This window comes from Companilactobacillus sp. HBUAS59699 (genome assembly GCF_036913575.1).
In the GTDB taxonomy this organism is placed as follows: Bacteria; Bacillota; Bacilli; order Lactobacillales; family Lactobacillaceae; genus Companilactobacillus.
On sequence record NZ_JAYKTV010000004.1, the window covers coordinates 105,059 to 121,236 of the forward strand.

The window sequence follows — 16,178 nt, forward strand, 5'->3', positions numbered from 1 at the left end:
ACTATGCAGCATTAACGTTATTTTTATCACTTGTGAAACTGAATAAAATCATTCCAACAAGTAGCAAAGCTGCAGCTAGATAGAAACCAATCTTCATAGAACCAAAACTATCAGAAATCCAACCTGTAATATAAGGTGCCAAAATTGAACCTGACATACCGATGAAATTATATGCACTTAAAGCTGTTGATAATGATGCCTTAGGTGCATTCTTAGTTACAAAGGCAACTAGAATTGGATCAATAGCCAATTTACCAGTCAATCCATAAACAATAAGAACTAAAATCAATAGTGTTTTATTAGTAACAAATGCGATACCAAATACAGAGATTAATGACAATGGTACTAAGAAGAACATCAACGCTTTAGTTTTTTTAGTTTTATCATAAATGTGTGCAAATAAGATTGCTCCAGGAATTGAAGCCCATGGCACTAATGATGCTATGAAACCAACGCTTGTACCTTTAAATCCTCGTTCAACTTGAAGAAATTGTGGTAACCAAGTAATGATAACGAAATTAGCATAAATAGAACAGAAGCACATAATGTATGCAAAAACCAAATTACGATTTTTGAATAATGAACCTACACTAACCTTTTCAGTAGGTGTTTCAACCTCTTTCTTTTCTTGTTTCTTTCCTTGATCCTCAGGTCTAATAACACGTTCCTTTAATATGAAATAGAACAAAATACCAACGATTACTGTTGGAACTGACATAATATAAAATGGTGTTTGCCAAGACATACCATGTTGTAAAACTAAATTACTTGATAACAAGTAACCACCTGATGTACCAAATGCCATACCACTGTTAATTATGGCGGTACCTAACGTAAGATCCTTCGTTGGAATTGCTTCAGTTGATAAGGCATATTGTGGTCCATAATATGATCCTTGACCAATACCAGCAATAGCTCTGACTATTAAGAAAACCGCAAAGCCAGTAACAATACCACTAACAAATGTCATTATTCCAAATAGAACAAATCCAATCATAATAACCAAACGTCTACCAAACTTATCACCCAACATACCAAATGGTATTTGAGTAATCGCGTATGTTAGAAAGAAAATACTATTAACAATACCCAATTGTGTATTACTAATATGAAATTGTGCTGCTAATTGTGTCTGAACAGGATTTAAAATTGTTCTGTCAGCATACATCAATATCCAACCAAAGAAACAAAGTGCCACTACTTTCCACCAATATCTCTGTGAAACGTTCATTGCTTTATAACGATCCGTAATGCTTAAAGGTCTTGTTGCTTCACTATCCATTATTGCTCCCTCCAATTATTTCATTAATTGCTAAACTAACTCCAAATAAAGTATCCGCTCCCGAAGTATGTCCCATCTGCAATACCTGCTGCATCTTATGAATAATTATTTGTTTATTTTGATTCATATTCAGCATCAATTCTTTTAAATCTTTGCTTATGTATCCGTACTGAACCGCCCTAATATATGCAGTACTTACTTTAGTAGTATTTAATTGTGAAAAATCACTTAGCAAATTCATCCATCTGTTAATCATCGAATTATTACTACATATAATCATTGAGGTAAATCCTACCAACATGTCATCCCCACTTGGAGTCAAACCTTTCCCTCTTCCAAGCATATATTTAATTAATTTAGATAAATCCACATCGTCTAAATCTTTAATAGAAACAAAATTTGATTCGATATGATCTAAGGACTTTTTTTCCAAACCAATCTTAGTATTTAATTTCAATTCTTTAAGAGATGATTCAATAATCTTATATTGCTCAATTGAGAGATTCACTTTAGGAATGGTTAGATCAACCTCATGTAAATTACTCAAATTTATCTCAAATATTTTATTTGAAGCATAAATTTTTAAAATATCATGTTGATAAATAACCAAATCATCAAGTGAAATATTCTGTAATATCTCATTTAAATATGATGATTCGATAGTTATACCAAGTACTGATAGTCCACCTGCATAATTGCCAACATGAAAATACAAATTTTTAAATTGAATATTGAAACTGTGTCGAAAAATACTATCAACAATACCGGATTGTCCATTCTCCACAAAAGAGCGAAGCATATTACTTCGCTCACCAGTTAGTTCTTTATGCTTCTGTAGCAAACTCTTTTTCATCATCAACCAAGCCCATCTTCTTACCATAAGCAACTAATGCTTTTTCGAAGCAAGCTAATGGAGCATGAACAGTACCAGCACCAACTTGTCCAGTACCAGCTATCTTACCTGCAATACCTGTATTAATAATTGGTGTAATACCTGTCTCAACTACTTTGCAGATATCAATGCCAAGTGGGGTACCTTTGAAGTCCCATGTAGGAATTGTGAAATTAGGATTATGTTCTGTACAAATCTTCATCATTTCATTTGAAACACGTTGTGCATCTTCAAAACCACCAGCACCAACAAATCTTGTAACACCAGGTGCAGCAATCATTGACATGCCACCGAATCCAACTGTTTCAGCAATAGCACTATCACCGATATCTGGATTAGCATCATCTTGACTGAATCCTGTAAAGAATAATCCTTCAGGTGTATTAACAGGTGCTTCAAACCATTCATTACCTAAGCCACTAACTTTAATTCCAAAGTTGACACCATTTCTAGACATTGTTGTAACAATAGTTCCTTCTTCTTGAACACGTGCTGCATCAACAATTGATTTACCTGTTGCCATCATAATATTTAAGAAGAATTGATCTGTATCAGCTAAGAATTTAATAACTTGTTGTTTAATATCATCACTAATAGATAATTTAATGATCAAAGGAGCCACTTCTTTAAGGAATACCAAACTAGCTGCTATATTACGTTGATGGAATTCATCCCCCATTGTGATAGCTTTAGCCATCATTACAGTAATATTTAATCCACCTTCTGTTTGTTTGATAGCTTTGCTCAAAGTTGGTCCAAGTACATCACGCATCCAAATCAATCTATCAACAACTTCTTGTGAATAAGCTCCAAAACGTAATACTTTTCCAATACCTTCATTCAAGGTACAGAAAGCTTGATTATTTTTAAGACGATTTTCGATTACAAGAACTGGCATATTGGCTGAAGTAATACCACCCATTGGTCCAACTGCGCGTACTGAATGACATGGCATAAATCTTACTTCACCAGAATTTAGTAGTTCTTTTGCTTCGTCTTCATCCTTTGCCCAACCTTCAAACAATGCTGCACCAATACATGATCCTTGCATTGGTTCCGTCATATCTTCAAAGGCGATTGGGGGACCAGCATGTAGCAATGTCTTATGATTAACATCATTCAATTCTTTAATTACATTTTTGGCAGGAACAACATCTACTAGATATGGTTCAGATTTCTTAAATGAATTTAGAATTTCTTCATTTTGTTTCTTTAATCCTTCCAATTGACGAACTTGCTTTAGAAGCTTAATCATCTTTGGATTTCCACCAGCAACTGGTTTCCAGTCAAATTGAACTGATTTTCCGTTATATTTATTAATAGGTTCGTTAAAGCTTTCAACACCAACGTTAACGACACGTGGCTTTGTGTATAACAAATCTAAAATAGCTTCACTAGATTCAGGAACTTCATCATGTGATTTAGTATATGGAACTACTTCCTTATCTGGTTCATCGATATCCATACCAACTAAATTAAGTCCATATCTGACTGCTTCAGCATTAGTATCACAAACGGTTACTCCTGCTTCTTCTAAAATACGGTGTTGTTCATCGTAATCTTGTGGATCCTCATTTGTACCAACGATTGTTGCTACAAATGCTAATTCACGATTGTCTTTATGTGCTGTTTCAATGGCTGCCTTGATAGAAGGTGCAAGTGCAGATGCCATATCATCAGTCGTACCGTAACCCAAAACATCGTCTAATAGAATTACACCAGTTTGCTTGTCATGTGATAGTTTTTCGATTTGTTGAATTCTGATACTTGGATCAATCATTGGATGTGGACGGCCTTGAGTATAAATATCATCTCCAAGATCAATAACATCGTAACCATCAGATTTCAAAACATAACCGTTGTCAGTAATGATGCCACCTAAGTTCAATGATTCTGAAATCAACATTCCGGCTTCATATGCTAATGTTCCACCTGAATACAATCCCTTAATCTTTTTACCTTTAAGTTTCTCATCAACATCTGTTATTGGAGTTGCTGTATAATAATTCTTCTTTACTTCTTTATTCAATGAAAGATCCATAGCAATTTTTGCTGTTTCTTCCAATGTATGAGCAAGATATACGCCCTCTTCATGATGATCTGGTTTTTCACCTAAGAAAATGGCTACAACTGGCTTATCAATGTCATGCAATAATTTAACAACTTCATCACGAACTTCTTTTGCTGGTGGCTTAGAGATAATTCCCAACACCTCAGAAGGATCATGATGAGCCAAACCAATAAGAGCATCAATCATAGTACGTGCTCCAACTTTATCTGATAAGTCACGACCACCAGTACCAATTGCATGGATAACACCACCACCCATACGTTCAATAGCAGCTGTAACTTCTTGAATACCTGTTCCAGAAGCTCCAACTAAACTGATATTTCCAGATCTAATTACATTAGCAAATGCCATTGGAACACCACTAATAATTCCAGTTCCACAATCAGGTCCCATAACTAATAGACCTTTCTTGTGAGCCTTATTTTTAAGTCTGGCTTCATCTTCGATCGAGACATTATCACTAAAAACAAATGCATTAAGATTATGATCCAAAGCATTATCAATTTCATCTGCAGCGTAAACACCTGGTACTGAAATCAATGCAGTATTAGCATCTGGTAATTTATCCATTGCTTCATCCCAAGATGTAGCATGAGCCGATGTACTTGCTTGACTTGTTTTTTTATTCGAAAGATCATCAATAAACTTATCAATTGCCTTTAAAACATCGTCCATAATAGATTTATCATCCGTATCAAGAACAATCATCATATCACTTGGCTTAGCTTCTTTTGCCTCGTCAGTGAGTAAACCGGCACTATTAAAAATATCCTTATTAGCGTCAGTTCCCATCATAACTTGAACCTTATTAACGCCATCCATTTTGCTAATTTCTGTTGTTAATAACATCAAATTGATAGAATCTTGATAACTATTATTCTTTAAAACCGTGTATAACATTTATGTCACCCTTTCTCGATTACAGTTACAATAGTAACCGCTGTCATAAATATATTCATTTACCAAAAAAGTAAAAAGAATGCCAGCTCATTTATCCACTATGGATAAAGAAACTGGCATTCTATGGTTTTATAATATATATACTGGATAAGGAGATATCTATATGAACACTTCACTAGAAGAAATTTTAGATTTAGATGCTCTATCTACAGCAAAAATAATTGCTGGTAAGAATGACACTCAAAAAGATGTCACAAATATAATGATTATGGAAGGACATGATGTTGAAAAATGGGTTAAACCCGGATATATAATTTTGACTAGTCTTTATGGTTACAAACAAAGTAACCAAATGGAATTCATTGAACTTTTCAACAAATTATCAGCACTTAAATGTAGTGCTATTATTGTTAAACTCAACCGAGCCATTACAACGGTTCCACAAATATTAGTTGATCTGTGTGATAAATTAAAATTACCATTAATTACAATTGATGACACAATTGGTTATAAAGATATAATTCTTCCAGTTATGCAGCAATTGTTCAATCAAAATAATCTACTACTTAATCATTATAAGAATGTAAATCAAAAATACATCAAACTTGCTGCATCTGATGCATCAATAGAAAATCTTATTCAACAGCTTGACGTTACTATTAATAACCCTGTAGATATTGTTTCAAGTATGAATTCAATAGACTACATTATTTCCAGTCGCACTTACTCATCGAAAATATTGGGAGCAAGTGCGACTAAAGTATTAAATTCAGATCAATTTCAAAATTACGAATATTATTCTCGTAATATCACACAATATGATCAACTTCATCCTAATGTTAGACAAATACTTGTTAAGTTGGATAACAACGACACAAATAAACAATACTTATGTATAACCGAAAGCAATCATCAATTAAAAAGTGAAGACTACATTGCCATTGAAATTGCGGTAAATTTCATTAATTTAGAAATTTTAAAATCTAGTGCACTTAAAAATGCAAAAAAAGATTCTGTAAATGAACAGTTTGATGAATTTTTAGCTGGTAATTTACCGTTAGATGGTATTCTTCCAGAAATATTTGAAGAAAAAAATTTTAAAATGAATAAGAAATATCGTTCATTTTACTGTAAGATAATAAATTCCAGTGACAATAAAAAAAACTTGTTAAATCAGAAAATAACAATTTCTAACTTACAAAATAGATGCAAAATTTACTGGCCCAAAATTGTTTATCGGAGTTGGATAGATCAAATTTATATATTAGTAGAAAGTGATGATACGATTGTCGAATTTAAAAAAAAGATCAATACAATCGTTAATTATATTCAAAAGACTTCAGAAAGTAAGTTGATCATTCAAATTTCAATTGGTAATAAAGAAACCCTTCAATTTATTCCAGAGATTTCAAAAAAATGTCTCAATAATTTACAAATAGAATCGAAATTAGAAAAAAATGATTTTATTATATCTGAAGACGATTTAGGAATTCTTCAACTATTATCATTTCCAATAAATAAGGCTGAAATAATAAGTATGCTACCTAATGAACTTCTTCATATGTATAGAAAAGAACCTGAATTAATCAATACACTCGATGCATACGTAAAAAATCAAACAAACATAACACAAAGCGCTGAATATTTATACATACATCCCAAGACAATGCGATATAGACTTAAAAAAATAAAATCAAAATATGCAGTTGATCTAGATAATCCCAACAATATTATGAATATGGGAATTAATATAAAACTGCTCAAATTATTATAAGGAGATAAAATGAAACAATTTTTAATTAATGAAAATCAAAAAATAAATTTCTATAAAGCAAACGACAACCCGGAAGCAAAAACAATAATATATATACACGGTGGTGGTCTATTATATGGAGATTTAGATGACTTGCCACACGACTATATAAATTTATTTATCAATAATGGTTATAACTTTTTAGCAATAGATTATTTACTTGCACCAGAATCAAAACTAATAGATATCAGAAAAAGCGTCTTTGATGCATTTGTATGGTTTCAAAAAAACTATTCCTCCAAATTAAATCTAAACAATTCCAAATACATTTTATTTGGCAGATCAGCTGGATCCTATCTTTGTTACCAATTAATGGCTCAAATAGAAAATGAACAATTAGACATGCCTGCAGCAGTGCTTGATTTTTATGGCTTTTATGATTTAAACTCATCTAAATTAAAGGTATTAAGCAATTACTATAAACAGTACCCTACCCCATCAAATAAAATTCTAAATTCATTAATCGAAAATAAAAAAATATATGAAGCTGATATTCAAAAAAGATTTTTACTATATGTAGCAAGTCGTCAAAAAGGAAAATGGCAACAATACTTATTGAATTTCCCAACTGATCAAATTCAACTTGACTTTAAACAAGTTCCACCAACTTACATTGTTCATTGTACTGATGACTTTGATGTTCCATTTTCAATTTCTTTAAATAAAAAATTTAAAATTAGCAAATCAAATCTTATTTCAATAAATAAAAAAAGTCATGATTTTGACAGAGATGTTACTCCTGAAAACCTTAAAATCTATAAAAATATGATTGATTGGTTAGATAAAATCTAAAAAAGTACCCTAGAGAAATGATTTATTCTCTAGGGTACTTTTCACATTATAATCAATCAGTCAACCCAGTCGGAGGTAAAAAATGAAAAAATCGAGTCTGGAGATATTAGCTCCAGACGGTCCCACTTCAGGATTTTTCATTTTTTCCCGGAGACGGCATCACAAACTCAAAATATACTTATGCATAGTAGCAACTGCCATCCACAAAATATCTTCATCAATATCAAACCTACCATTATGCAATGAATAATTGATTTGCCCTTTTTTCTCAGCAGTAAAAACAAAGAAAATACCTCGAGCATAATTAAAATAAGCTGCCGCACTATCGCCAGATAAATATTCACTCGTAACCAATCTTGATTGATCAGCAAAAACCTCTTTACCAGCTTCTAATCCAATATCCACCAACTCAGGATCACTTACGATCGGTTCAATTGGTGTCTCACTAATATCGATATTGATTTTCGCCTTAGTTTGAATTCCAGCAAACTTACTCAATAACAACTTGCGCAGTTCATGATAATCAGACAATTTGACCGCTCTTAAAGTTCCTTCTAACAAGGTTCTATCGGCGATCACATTGGAAGTACTGCCGCCGCTGATCTTACCGATACCAACTATAAACTGTGACGAAGAAGAATATTGCTTGTTCAAATCATAGATACAGTTCAAGACTTGACCTGCAGCTTCAATCGTATCTACTCCGCTATCAGGCAGTGCCCAATGACTTGCCACGCCAGTGATCTCAATCTTCACTGAACCAATTGCGGCTGACGATGCTCCCTTGCTCAACTCCACTCCTAACGGTGCATCATTAGCAAAATGAAGCATGGTAAAATAATCCACTTTAGGATCATTCATCACACCTCCATCCAACATAATGTCAGTTCCCTTGCCATTTTCTTCAGCTGGTTGGAAAAACACTTTGACATTATTAGTTAACAAATCCCGATTTTGAAAACACAACTTGGCCGTAACAAGAACTGTTGCCATGATTGCATCATGACCGCAAGCATGCATCACTTCGTCATTTTGAGATCTAAAACTGCAAGTATTCTGTTCTTGAATTGGCATAGCGTCCATTTCTGCACGTAACCCTATTGTCTTGGCATCCGGATCATTCGACCAAATCATTGCAACAATACCATTGTCACCAATTCTAGTAGTTTTCAAACCTAGATCATTGAGATACTTTTCCACAAAGGCGGCTGTTTCATTCTCTTGCAAACTCAATTCTGGATTACTGTGCAACTGTCTTCTCAAAGAAACCACTTCATTTTGAAATTCTCGATACTGTATCTTTTGCAATATTTTTCTCCATTTCAAATCAATTTACTCTACCTTGATACCAAACAATCCAATTATTGTGGCAGCTTGATACTGATTAACAATTAACCCCCGTGCCAATTCTGGACTGATTACCAATGTCTCAAACTCCGAATCCTTCAAATCAAAGCCCTTTAACTTAGTCTCACTGAAATTAGCCTCAGTAAGTATCGAGCCTGTATAAGAAATACTCTTTTTAACTTTCAAAGCCTGGAAGAAACTGCCAGTTAAATCACAGTCTTTAAATTCCATTGTTTCGAATCGGCTCTCTGTAAAATTGGCATATGGCATCTTACAATCCTTAAAACTCGTATTTTTAAAATAAGAATTATTGAAGTCAGCCCCTGACAGCTGCATACTGCTGATTTTGCAGTTATACCAATTGCTACGACTGAAATCACTTCCAGCTAATTGACTGCGATGCCATTCAACGTTCCCAAAACTAACGCGGCTAAAATCTGTCTGTTCAAAGTCACAATGATCGAAGACTATATCAGTATAATTGAGTGAATCTCCATATGATGTGAAGTGACATCTCTGATAATAATATCCATCTTCGATTTGATTCATCGTTAAAGTCTGATCAGTGATTGTTTCGATTGGTTCTGTCATTTACTATTGTTGTTTACACGATATATCATATCAAACTCATATTGCCAATGCTCAACAAAAAACGGCATCTGCTTTTGCAGATACCGCTTTTCAATATTTAAATTAACTATTTTTAACTGCGGGTTCACGACTACCTAATCTTACTTTACCTACTTCGTGAACATTTTCTTCTAGGTCTTGTTCCTTAAATCCGAACAAGTATGTACATGTGAATGAAACCACGATAGTAACGGCTGAAGCAATTAAGTAACCTGTGAAGCTTCCATCCATCCCTTTAGGATTGATGAATGAAGCAAATCCGATAAGTGATCCAGCGAAGCCCCACATATCAACGTGGAACAAGCCTGTCAGTAATCCTCCGACGGCCCCACCAATATTGGCAGTCCAGAAGATTCTTCCGTACTTCAAGTTAATACCATACATTGCAGGTTCTGTGATTCCAGCAAAGGCTGAAATAGTAGCAGCACCAGCGATTTGTTTCATGCCGATATTCTTCTTAGTCTTGAAGAATACTGCCATAACTGCGGCACCTTGAGCGACCATTGTTGCGGAAACAATAGCGTTCAATGCACTGTGTCCGGTTGTAGCAATCTGACTGGCAACAACTGGGATAACTGCCCAGTGTAATCCGAAGATAACCAAGCATTGATAGAATCCACCAATGATCAATCCTGATAAAGCTGGACTGAGCTTGAGTAAGGCAACGATACCCATTGCTAGATATGAACTCAAGAGAGTAATAACTGGTCCGACAACAACTAAGATAACGGCACTGACTACGAATACTTCAACTAATGGGCTAACGATCATTCTTATTGTAGCTGGAATGTGTTTTTTCAGCCATGGTTCAACGATTGAAGCTAGCCATGCAGCGGCGATCATTGGAAAAATTGAATATGTATAGTTTGCAACATGAATTGGTAATCCAAAGAAATTAGCATTCATATTCATTTGAACGGAACTAGTCTTGGAAGCTAATTGTACTAAGGTTGGATATGCCAAGACACCACCGATAACTGCAACGATTATTTGGTTAGCACCAAGACGTCTGGCAGCAGTGAAGCCAACTAAGATCGGTAAGAAGTAGAAGACTGAATCTCCCATTGCGTTAACGATCATGTAAGTAGAACTAGTATCAGATAATAATTTTGCGGAAACGATCAGAGACAATAGTCCCTTTAAGATACCGGCAGCTGCTAGTAGTCCGATAATTGGCATCATGCTGGCAGTGATTACACCGATCAATGAACTGAAATAATACTTAGTCTTAGGCCAGACACCCTTAGGTGCTGGTTCTTTTTTAGCTTTGGCTTCATTATCATTTGTCCCAAATCCAGGTCCCAAATGATTTACAACTGCATCAAAAACATCTTCGACCGCTGGTCCAATAACTACTTGATATTGTCCACCAGCTTTAGCGACATCCAAGACACCATTTAAATTCTTAATCACTTCGTCGTTTGCCTTAGATTCATCTTTTAAATAGAAACGAACACGCGTAATACAATGAATAACATTATCAACATTGCTTGGTCCACCGACATTTTTAACAATTTCTTTTGCCAGTTCATCAAAGTCAACTTTCTTATTGTGAGAATCATCGGGAATTTCTTTCTCACCCTTTGCGAACTTGCTAATAGTTGCAACGCTGTCGCCACTATCAACATTACCAACTTGGACATTGATCTCTTTGAGAACATCAGCGGTATTAGTAATAGCAACAATAACATCTGTTACTTTACCAGCTGCCTTGACCATCTCTATATCCATTGTGGCAATTTTTTGACCAGCTTTAACAGTATCCCCTTCTTTAACACAAACATCAAAAGGCTTACCGTCCATCTCAACTGTATCAACACCCATGTGAACCAGAACTTCTAATCCATCATCTGTATCGATCCCAATTGCGTGTTTAGTACTTGCTACAAGTACTATCTTACCGGATACTGGTGAGACAATATTTGTATCACTCGGAACAACTCCAAACCCTTCACCCATCGCCTTTTCGGAGAACATAGGATCGTGAACATCTTTCATTTTCACAAGAACTCCAGTGACAGGAGAGAGCATATTCATAGTGTTTTCCATGGTAGGACACCCTCCTAATTCTTATTTGTAAAAAGTAACATCCTATTGCTTATAGATACCTTGTCACTTTTATTTACACGTATAAGATACAATATTTTAAACATGTTTAAACATCATATTTGGATAATTATTTTTATGAAAACTGTACCATTTGTTTAAACAAATAGGAATATAATACAAGTAAGATTATATATGTTTAAACATGTATAAATATTTTCTTTGGAGGGTAATTATGACACCTTTATATCTAACCGTTACCGATAAACATATTAAATATTCATATGAGGATCAAAACACTACTGCCACGGTTCAACAGGATTACAATATTAATTCTAAGTTGCCATTGAATGATAATTTTTTGAATTTCAAATCCAAACTTCCTGAATATTTCGATGTTATCGTTATTCTTAATCCCATCGATGTTGAGGCCAAGGATACGATTGTCAGTTGCCAAAACCAACCTATTGATATTGGCTTATATATGGAAAATATTTTTCACATTCCTACCGTAGGAATTCATCAAGTTGCTAAATTGGGCTTGAAACAAGCTGCATCGATCGAGGAAGAATATGCCGGATGGCACTTGGATTACTATGGATATGAAAAGGGAAAAACTCAATATTCTCAAGAAGCTATGCAGACATTAGGCAATGGCTACTTCGGCCTTCGTGGAGCTTACGTTGAATCCAAGGATGACGAGAATAATTATCCAGGGACCTACGTTGCCGGTGTCTACAATCAACTGACTACTAGTATCAATAACAAAGATATCGTCAATGAAGATTTAGTTAATCTGCCTAACGCTCAATACACTACCTTTAGTATCGATGACACTGAGAAATTCCAACTAAATATTACTGAATTAGAAAGTGTCTTCCGCTCACTAGATATGAGAACTGGTTTATTGACAACTACTAAGTTGCTAAAACTCAAAAATGGTAAGCGGCTCAAGGTGATCAGCCGTAAAGTAGCTGATATGAAGAACTATCACAGTTACTCCTTGCAATACACCGTTCAACCACTGAATTTTTCTGGTGAAATGACGATCTACACCGAAATCGACGGACAAGTCGTTAACGCTAATGTGGAGCGTTACAAAAATCTCGATAATCATCATCTAGTTACCGATGAGACCATCAGTGATGGCAATACTGCTATACTTCTGACACATACTCGTCATTCCAAAATAAATATTTCCGTAGGTTCAAGATTGGATTCACCAAATATCAAAGAATTAAACGTCCACACTGACAAAGCTCATGACAAAATCACTCAATCAGTTAAGTTTGATGTCGTTGAAGGTAATTCTTACACACTTGAAAAGACTGTCAGTATCTATACATCCCTAGAAACAAAAGGTGATCTGGCAGAAGCGGTTAAGTCACATTCATATCACAAGACCTTTGCTGATGCTGTCGCCAATTCAATAAACTGTTGGCAAAACATCTGGAGCAATGAATACCTTGAGATCGACGGTGATTTAACATCACAAAAATTGCTACACCTGAATGCCTTCCATGCCACAGTCTCAGCTCAACAAAATGTCAATCGTGATCTCGACGTATCCGTCGGTGCCCGTGGATTACACGGTGAAGCTTACCGTGGACATGTCTTCTGGGATGAATTATTCATTCTGCCATACTACAACTTGCACTATCCTGAACTAACCAAGTCACTCTTAATGTATCGTTACAATCGCCTCGGTGCTGCCAAAGAATACGCCAAAGAAAACGGCAAAGTTGGTGCCATGTATCCTTGGCAAAGTGGGATGACTGGTGATGAACAATCACAAATAACACATTTAAACCCCATAACTAACCAATGGGATCCTGATAATTCCCGCAAACAACGCCACGTCTCACTAGCGATTGCTTATAATATTTGGAACTACTTCAGCATGACTAATGATGAAGAATTCATCCGCAAATATGGCTTAGAAATGCTCTTGAACATTACCAAGTTCTGGATCAGCATGACCGATTACGATGAAAAAACTGGTAAATATTCCATCTCGAATGTCATGGGACCAGACGAATTCCATGAAGGCTATCCTGGCAAAGAAAACAGTGGCCTAACTAACAATGCTTACACCAATATCATGACTAGTTGGGTCTTCAAAAAAGTTGATTACTTCTCCAGCCACGAACCACAAGAAATTCTAGAAGAAAATTACAAACGAGCAAACTTCTCTAAGGAAGACTTAGAACTGACGAAAAAAATCAGACATAATCTCAAACTAGAATTCAATGAAGACGGAATACTAGCTCAATTCGATGGCTACTTCGATCTCAAGCCGATCGACTTCAATTACTATCGTCGTCAATATGGCGATATTTCTAGAATGGATCGTATCCTCAAAGCTGAAGGCGATAATCCAGATGAATATCAAGTAGCAAAGCAAGCTGACACATTGATGGCACTATACGCCTTGAGAGAACCAACTTTCTTCCATATAATGTCTGATCTTGGTTATGACATTAAGGACAAACACGACTTTATAACTAAGAACATCAAATACTACTTGAGTCGGACTACTCATGGCTCTACTCTTTCAAGAATTGTCTATGCTATGTTAGCTTTGAAAGTTAATAATAAAGAATTAGCTTGGAAATTGTTCTCGCAAGCATTGACCTCTGATTACTACGATATTCAAGGTGGAACTACTGCTGAAGGAATTCACTTGGGAGTTATGGGAGCAACGCTGAACGTTGTCACTTGCTTCTTTGCCGGCATAGATTATCGTGGACCAGAACTCGAGATCGACCCGCATCTACCAGATGCTTGGCAGAGTATCAAATTCAGTATGATATTCAAAGGAATTCACTTTTATTTCACAGTTACACATGATCAAGTTCGTGTCATTCCTGATGACGACATCGTAGTTGTTTTCAAGGGAAAAAAGGTAAAATTAAATGCCCACAAAGAAAAAATGTTAGATTATTAAAACAAATTTATTGAATAACCTCCACAAAAGTATATGATAGAGTGACTGTGATTACTTTTGAGGGGGTTATTTTTATGACTGATTTAACAACTGGAAGACCCATCAAAGTTATCTTTCTATATACAATTCCATTGTTATTAGGTAACTTCTTCCAACAATTTTATAATTTTATCGACACACTGATCGTTGGTAAAACCATTAGTGTCAATGCTTTAGCTAGTGTTGGTGCTACTGGTGGACTAACTAGTTTAGTCATTGGTTTTGCGATGGGCATGACCAGTGGTCTAACAATTTTAACAGCACGACGATATGGTGCTGGTGATGAACGTGGCGTAACGAAGAGTTTTGCATCAGGGATCTTGATCTCACTATTTATTACAGTTATCTTCACGGCCATCGCTATGTTAGTCGCCTATCCATTACTAGTCATCATGCAGACGCCCAAGGTACTCTTGCACAATGCCTTTGTTTTCTTGGAAATAATTTTTGCAGGAATATTTGCCTTCGTTGGCTTTGACTTCCTAGGCAATACCATGCGTGCCTTAGGAAATTCTCGTGTACCACTATTCTTCTTAATGGTAAGTACCGTTTTGAACATTCTACTAGAACTAGTTTTCATCCTTTACTTACACATGGGCGTTGCTGGTGCCGGACTAGCAACTGTGCTCGCTCAAACCATTACTATGGTGATTCTGTGGTTCTACATCAGACGCAAGATTCCCTATCTGGTTATCGGCTTCTCGGATTTCAAAATTGACAAAGCAGAACTTAAAGAATTGTTGAGAATGAGTTTGCCGATGGGATTCCAATCTTCAATCATCGCTATCGGTTCAATAATCTTACAATTCATGCTCAATACTTTGGGAGCCCAAGCTGTTGCGGCATATACTGTTGCTGGACGTGTTGAACAAATTGCCACCTTACCTGCCATGAGTTTCGGAATTGCTTTGGTAAACTATACCGCACAGAATCTTGGTGCGAAGCACTATTCCCGAATCTTGGAAGGTGTGAAGAAGGGCTTGATAATGTCGATCACTTCTAGTGTGATCATTGGGGCATTATTAGTGATCTTTGGTAGAAATATTTCTCATCTATTCATGAACGGACCTGAAACCCACGTATTGAACTTGATCCAAATCTACTATTGGTTCAACGGTACAATGTACTTCATGCTATCAATATTATTTATCGTCAGATACACTCTGCAAGGCCTGGGCAATCAAAAAGCACCAACAATTGCCGGTATTGCGGAATTGTTGATGCGAATATTTGCTAGTGTGGTTATGATCAGATTCTTCGGATTCTATGGTGCAGCAATGGCCAGTCCCCTTGCTTGGATCGGCTCAGTCCTTGTACTAGTAAGTACTTGGAATATTGAATTACGCCGTCTTAGAAAATTACAAGCAGAATCTGAACAGTTAGATTCTCAAATCGAATAAATTAAAAGACTACTGAAAA

At 35.5% G+C, this 16,178-nt stretch carries 10 protein-coding genes; 4 read left to right on the forward strand and 6 right to left on the reverse strand.

Annotation, left to right across the window (positions count from 1 at the left end; genetic code table 11):
• Nucleotide 1: 1 nt before the first annotated feature.
• The 3 genes from U8519_RS08990 to fdrA are packed head-to-tail and all read right to left on the reverse strand — an operon-like array spanning nt 2 to nt 5,145.
• Nucleotides 2-1,282: an MFS transporter gene (locus U8519_RS08990; protein WP_334329992.1), complete on the reverse strand. Its 1,281-nt coding sequence runs from the start codon at nt 1,280-1,282 to the stop codon at nt 2-4.
• The gene (locus U8519_RS08995) at nt 1,275-2,138 is read right to left on the reverse strand and encodes a DUF2877 domain-containing protein (protein ID WP_334329993.1); all 864 of its coding nucleotides are present in this window, start codon (nt 2,136-2,138) and stop codon (nt 1,275-1,277) included. Before U8519_RS08995 ends, U8519_RS08990 begins: the two co-directional genes overlap by 8 nt.
• On the reverse strand, nt 2,107-5,145 hold the full coding sequence (gene fdrA / locus U8519_RS09000) for a DUF1116 domain-containing protein (RefSeq protein WP_334329994.1): 3,039 nt from the start codon (nt 5,143-5,145) through the stop codon (nt 2,107-2,109). The genes U8519_RS08995 and fdrA overlap by 32 nt, the downstream gene beginning before the upstream one ends.
• A gap of 163 nt (nt 5,146-5,308) precedes the next feature.
• On the opposite strand from fdrA, the gene U8519_RS09005 reads away from it, so the two are divergent.
• Together U8519_RS09005 and U8519_RS09010 are read left to right on the forward strand one after the other, a co-directional pair.
• Nucleotides 5,309-6,919, forward strand: coding sequence for a PucR family transcriptional regulator (locus U8519_RS09005; RefSeq protein ID WP_334329995.1), 1,611 nt, complete (start codon nt 5,309-5,311; stop codon nt 6,917-6,919).
• Between the two features lie 9 nt (nt 6,920-6,928).
• A complete protein-coding gene (locus U8519_RS09010) occupies nt 6,929-7,750 on the forward strand; it encodes an alpha/beta hydrolase (protein WP_334329996.1) in 822 nt (273 codons plus the stop codon).
• 159 nt (nt 7,751-7,909) lie between these two features.
• On the opposite strand, the gene U8519_RS09015 is transcribed toward U8519_RS09010, so the two are convergent.
• The 3 genes from U8519_RS09015 to U8519_RS09025 all read right to left on the reverse strand — a co-directional run bounded on the left by U8519_RS09015 (nt 7,910) and on the right by U8519_RS09025 (nt 11,776).
• Complete coding sequence (locus U8519_RS09015) at nt 7,910-9,058, reverse strand: M20 metallopeptidase family protein (protein WP_334329997.1); 1,149 nt, start codon at nt 9,056-9,058, stop codon at nt 7,910-7,912.
• A 24-nt stretch (nt 9,059-9,082) separates the two neighbouring features.
• Nucleotides 9,083-9,688 (reverse strand): pentapeptide repeat-containing protein, encoded by a 606-nt coding sequence (locus U8519_RS09020; protein WP_334329998.1) that lies wholly within the window; start codon nt 9,686-9,688, stop codon nt 9,083-9,085.
• A 102-nt stretch (nt 9,689-9,790) separates the two neighbouring features.
• Nucleotides 9,791-11,776: a glucose PTS transporter subunit IIA gene (locus U8519_RS09025; protein ID WP_334329999.1), complete on the reverse strand. Its 1,986-nt coding sequence runs from the start codon at nt 11,774-11,776 to the stop codon at nt 9,791-9,793.
• 232 nt (nt 11,777-12,008) lie between these two features.
• On the opposite strand from U8519_RS09025, the gene U8519_RS09030 reads away from it, so the two are divergent.
• Both U8519_RS09030 and U8519_RS09035 read left to right on the forward strand, forming a co-directional pair.
• Nucleotides 12,009-14,720 carry a glycoside hydrolase family 65 protein gene (locus U8519_RS09030; RefSeq protein WP_334330000.1) on the forward strand — a complete coding sequence of 904 codons (2,712 nt, stop codon included), beginning with the start codon at nt 12,009-12,011 and terminating at the stop codon, nt 14,718-14,720.
• Nucleotides 14,721-14,794: 74 nt separating this feature from the next.
• On the forward strand, nt 14,795-16,159 hold the full coding sequence (locus tag U8519_RS09035) for an MATE family efflux transporter (RefSeq protein WP_334330001.1): 1,365 nt from the start codon (nt 14,795-14,797) through the stop codon (nt 16,157-16,159).
• Nucleotides 16,160-16,178 lie beyond the last annotated feature (19 nt).

Excerpts from the sequence above, each read along its gene's own strand:
- U8519_RS09025 (WP_334329999.1), bottom strand. The coding sequence starts at position 11,776 with ATGGAAAACACTATGAATATGCTCTCTCCTGTCACTGGAGTTCTTGTG.
- U8519_RS09035 (WP_334330001.1), top strand. The coding sequence starts at position 14,795 with ATGACTGATTTAACAACTGGAAGACCCATCAAAGTTATCTTTCTATAT.
- U8519_RS09030 (WP_334330000.1), top strand. The coding sequence starts at position 12,009 with ATGACACCTTTATATCTAACCGTTACCGATAAACATATTAAATATTCA.
- U8519_RS08990 (WP_334329992.1), bottom strand. The coding sequence starts at position 1,282 with ATGGATAGTGAAGCAACAAGACCTTTAAGCATTACGGATCGTTATAAA.
- fdrA (WP_334329994.1), bottom strand. The coding sequence starts at position 5,145 with ATGTTATACACGGTTTTAAAGAATAATAGTTATCAAGATTCTATCAAT.
- U8519_RS09005 (WP_334329995.1), top strand. The coding sequence starts at position 5,309 with ATGAACACTTCACTAGAAGAAATTTTAGATTTAGATGCTCTATCTACA.
- U8519_RS08995 (WP_334329993.1), bottom strand. The coding sequence starts at position 2,138 with ATGATGAAAAAGAGTTTGCTACAGAAGCATAAAGAACTAACTGGTGAG.
- U8519_RS09010 (WP_334329996.1), top strand. The coding sequence starts at position 6,929 with ATGAAACAATTTTTAATTAATGAAAATCAAAAAATAAATTTCTATAAA.
- U8519_RS09020 (WP_334329998.1), bottom strand. The coding sequence starts at position 9,688 with ATGACAGAACCAATCGAAACAATCACTGATCAGACTTTAACGATGAAT.